This window comes from Arthrobacter sp. H41 (genome assembly GCF_000520535.1).
Lineage (GTDB): Bacteria > Actinomycetota > Actinomycetes > Actinomycetales > Micrococcaceae > Arthrobacter_D.
The window spans coordinates 4,113-6,284 of record NZ_KI914830.1 but is presented as its reverse complement, the minus strand read 5'-3'; the positions used below and the strand labels follow the sequence as shown (position 1 = coordinate 6,284).

Here is a 2,172-nt window from a genome sequence, read left to right as displayed (position 1 = left end):
CCGGGCGGTTCATCGCTGCGAGCGCGCCGCGATGCAGATGGAAGCCGGTGACACCCTCCAGCACGGCCGCGTCCCCGATGTACACGGGCACGTCGGGAAACTGCTGGAGGACGTCCTCCAGCTCGGGCAGCCACTTCTCGGCGAGGAGGAACGATCGCGGCGTGTGTCCGGCCGCAACGGCACGTCGCACCACCTTGGAACCCTCGGCGATGTAAAGTCCCTCGGCGGGTTCGGTGCGGCGGCGCAACTGGGTGTCGGTGAGGCCGCGGTAATCGGGAAGCCGGGAGTCCGCGGGGCTCTCCAGCCGGATTCGAGGCATCAGCTAGGGTTCGCGATGCGGTTCCGCTAGGCGGCGGACCGGGCCACGGCGCTGAATCTGCCGTTCGTCCGGCTGACGCTGAGCGGGAGATCGAATGCTGTGCTGAGGTTCTCCTCGGTGAGGACGCCGTCGATCGGCCCGGAGGCGACGATCCCGCCCTCCCGGAGCAGCATCGCGTGGGTGAAACCCGGCGGCACCTCTTCAAGGTGATGGGTCACCAGGACCATGGCCGGTGCATCCCCATCCCGGGCGAGGACGGTGAGCCTCTTGACCAAATCCTCGCGGCCCGCGAGGTCGAGGCCCGCGGCGGGTTCGTCGAGCAGCAGCAGTTCGGGATCGGCCATCAGCGCGCGCGCGATCTGGACGCGCTTCCGCTCGCCCTCGCTCAGCGAAGCGAACGGCCGGTTCAGGAAGGTGGACATGCCCCAGGTATCCAGCAGGCGGAAGGCCCGCCGTTCGTCGAGCCGCTCGTACTGTTCGCGCCAGCGCCCGGTCACGCCGTAGGACGCAGTCACCACGACGTTCAGCACGGTCTCATGGTCCGGAATCTGGGTTGCCAATGAGGCCGAGGCCAGCCCGATCCGGGGACGCAGCTCGAAGACATCGACGGCGCCCATCACTTCGCCGAGAATTCCAGCGACGCCGCTCGTGGGGTGGAGCCGTGCACCGGCTACCTGCAGGAGGGTGGTCTTCCCGGCACCGTTGGGACCCATCACCACCCAGCGCTCGCCGTCCCGCACCTGCCAGTCGATGCTGTCCAAGAGGGTTTTACCGCCCTTGACGATGCTCACTCCCGCCAGTTCCAGAACGTCACTCATGGAACTAGACACTAGGCTAATGAGCGGGCTCTTGGCGAAACCGCGGGCCGGGCGCGCATGCCCATCCTGATCGAGCAGCTTCCGGAGGAAGAATGCACAGCGACTACCGGGTCGTCAGTTATGGCGTCACCCTTCCCGAGAGCAGGCTCTTCCTGGTGCGCTCCGCAGTCACCACGGCCGGCGGCGTCATCACCGGCGTCGGGGAGGCCGCGGGACACGGTTATGCCGGTCAGGCGCTCTCCGTCGCCTACAGCGGCACGGCGGATCACCTGCGCGCGGCGATCGCGGAAGCGTTCCAGCAACAGTCGAACGGCAACGACGGCGGCGACGCTTCCAGGAACCCCGCCACCGGTCGGTTCAGGGCCCCCGCCAGGAACGGAGGGAACCAGGACGGCACCGGCACCGCCGTCGTGCCTGCCCCGGTTTTCGGGCCGGGCCGGAAACTGCTGATCATGGACGTCGATTCGACGCTGATCAAGCAGGAGGTCATCGAGCTCCTGGCTGCCTACGCCGGGCGGGAGGCCGAGGTGGCGGAGGTGACGGAGCGGGCTATGCGCGGCGAACTCGACTTCACCCAGAGCCTTCATGCGAGGGTCGCTGTCCTGGCCGGACTGCCGGCATCGGTGATCGACGCGGTGGGCAGGAGTATCGAACTCAGCGAGGGGGCCGAGGTGCTCGTCGATGCTTTTCTGAGCGCCGGACACCACGTCGCAGCTGTCTCGGGAGGCTTCACCCAGCTCCTGCAGCCACTGGCGCAGCGCCTGAAGCTCACCTCCGCACGGGCCAACCTGTTGGAGATCGACGGCGGGACGCTCACCGGCCGGGTGACGGGCCCGGTGGTGGACCGTGCCGAGAAGGAGCGCGCTCTCCGGCAGTGGGCCGGCGCGGCAGGAATTCCGATTGAGCGGACCATCGCCGTGGGTGACGGCGCCAACGACATCGACATGGTGGCCGCCGCCGGTTTCGGTGTCGCGTTCAATGCGAAACCTGCGCTTCGGGATGCGGCGGACGCCGTCGTCGATCTGCCCTTCCTCG

At 68.2% G+C, this 2,172-nt stretch carries 2 protein-coding genes and 1 pseudogene; 1 reads left to right on the top strand and 2 read right to left on the bottom strand.

The genetic code is table 11. The features are described 5' to 3' along the window. Positions 1-319: pseudogene (locus tag Y705_RS22475) on the bottom strand (TrmH family RNA methyltransferase); the annotation flags it as partial. A 26-nt stretch (positions 320-345) separates the two neighbouring features. Then, positions 346-1,137 carry an ABC transporter ATP-binding protein gene (locus Y705_RS0114570; protein ID WP_026533386.1) on the bottom strand — a complete coding sequence of 264 codons (792 nt, stop codon included), beginning with the start codon at positions 1,135-1,137 and terminating at the stop codon, positions 346-348. A gap of 92 nt (positions 1,138-1,229) precedes the next feature. On the opposite strand from Y705_RS0114570, the gene serB reads away from it, so the two are divergent. Continuing rightward, positions 1,230-2,172, top strand: a 943-nt coding sequence (gene serB, locus Y705_RS20315; protein WP_049822831.1) for a phosphoserine phosphatase SerB, incomplete at its 3' end; no start/stop codon positions are given.

Excerpts from the sequence above, each read along its gene's own strand:
- Y705_RS0114570 (WP_026533386.1), bottom strand. The coding sequence starts at position 1,137 with ATGAGTGACGTTCTGGAACTGGCGGGAGTGAGCATCGTCAAGGGCGGT.